Source organism: Parapedobacter sp. 2B3 (assembly GCF_041925275.1).
Lineage (GTDB): Bacteria > Bacteroidota > Bacteroidia > Sphingobacteriales > Sphingobacteriaceae > Parapedobacter > Parapedobacter pyrenivorans_A.
In genome coordinates this window covers 1-1883 of the sequence record NZ_JBHEUZ010000050.1, presented here as the reverse complement: position 1 = coordinate 1883, position 1883 = coordinate 1, and the positions used below count along the sequence as shown (strand labels likewise).

General features: G+C 56.5%; 1 protein-coding gene. It reads right to left on the bottom strand.

From position 1 onward, the window contains the following. Window positions 1-1883, bottom strand: a 1883-nt coding sequence (locus ACEVG1_RS20975) for a beta strand repeat-containing protein (protein ID WP_374745687.1), incomplete at both ends; no start/stop codon positions are given.

The window sequence follows — 1883 nt, the reverse complement described above, 5'->3', positions numbered from 1 at the left end:
GTCTGCGTCGCCGGACGGTGCACCTAGGGTCAGATTCGTGCTGGTGCCGTCCTGCGCAACCGCGTCGGTCACCGCGACGCCCGTCAGGCTCACGTTGCCCGTGTTCTCAACGGTAATCGTATAGGTAAGGGTCGAAGGTGCTGAGATGTTAGTTGCATCGACCACCTTTTCAACGCTTACAGAAGCCGATTGTGTAATCGCCGTCGTCGCGTCGTCGCTCACATCGCTGGTCAATTCATCCGCATCGAAGGTGAACACATTCACGATGTCACTGCCATTGTCGATGTGTGACTGCGTGACCGCGTAAGTAACCGTATAGATCCAGGTCTCGTCAACATCCAGTTCACCGTCATTGTCTGCGTCGCCCGTGGGCGCTCCCAATACCAATGCGGCGCTGGTGCCGTCCTGCGCAACCGCGTCGATCACAGCGATGCCCGTCAGGCTCACGTTGCCCGTATTCTCAACGGTAATCGTATAGGTAAGTGTGGAAGGTGTTGCGATGTTGGTTGCATCGACTACCTTTTCAACGGATACCGAAGCAGATTGTGTAATCGCCGTGGTAGCGTCGTCACTCACCGGGGCTCCGAGTTCATCGGCATCGAACGTGAACGTGTTCACGATGTCACTGCCGTTATCGATGTGTGACTGCGTGGCCGCGTAAGTAACCGTGTATGCCCATGTCTCGTCAACATCCAGTTCGCCGTCATTGTCTGCGTCGCCGGACGGTGCACCTAGGGCCAATGTCGTGCTGGTGCCGTCCTGAGAAACCGCATCGGTCACAGCGACGCCCGTCAGGCTAACGTTACCCGTGTTCTCAACGGTAATCGTATAGTTAAGTGTTGATGGTACCGCGATGTTGGTTGCATCGACTACCTTTTCAACGGAAACAGAGGGCGACTGCGTGATGGTCGTTGTTGCGTCGTCGCTGACCTCGCTGGTCAGTTCATCGGCATCGAAGGTGAACACGTTCACGATATCACTGCCATTGTCGATGTGTGACTGCGTGGCCGCGTAAGTAACCGTGTATGCCCATGTCTCGTCAACGTCCAGCTCCCCGTCATTGTCCGCATCGCCCGTGGGTGCTCCCAATACCAATGCCGTGCTGGTGCCGTCCTGCGCAACCGCATCGGTCACAGCGATGCCCGTCAGGCTAACGTTGCCCGTATTCTCAACGGTAATCGTATAGGTAAGGGTCGAAGGTACCGAGATGTTGGTTGCATCGACCACCTTCTCAACGCTTACAGAAGCCGACTGCGTGATGGTCGTCGTTGCATCGTCGCTCACATCGCTGGTCAGTTCATCCGCACCGAAGGTGAACGTGTTCACGATGTCACTGCCGTTATCGATGTGTGACTGCGTGGCCGCGTAAGTAACCGTGTATGTCCATGTCTCGTCAACGTCCAGTTCACCGTCATTGTCCGTGTCGCCGGACGGTGCACCTAGGGTCAGATTCGTGCTGGTGCCGTCCTGTGAGACCGCGTCGGTCACAGCGATGCCCGTCAGGCTAACGTTGCCCGTATTCTCAACGGTAATAGTATAGTTAAGTGTGGAAGGTACCGCGATGTTGGTTGCATCGACTACCTTTTCAACGGAAACAGAGGGCGACTGCGTGATGGTCGTTGTTGCGTCGTCGCTCACATCGCTGGTCAGTTCATCCGCATCGAAGGTGAACACATTCACGATGTCACTGCCATTGTCGATGTGTGACTGCATGGCCGCGTAAGTAACCGTGTATGCCCATGTCTCGTCAACGTCCAGTTCACCGTCATTGTCCGTGTCGCCCGTGGGCGCTCCCAATACCAATGCCGTGCTGGTGCCGTCCTGCGCAACCGCATCGGTCACAGCGACGCCCGTCAGGCTCACGTTGCCCGTGTTCTCAACGG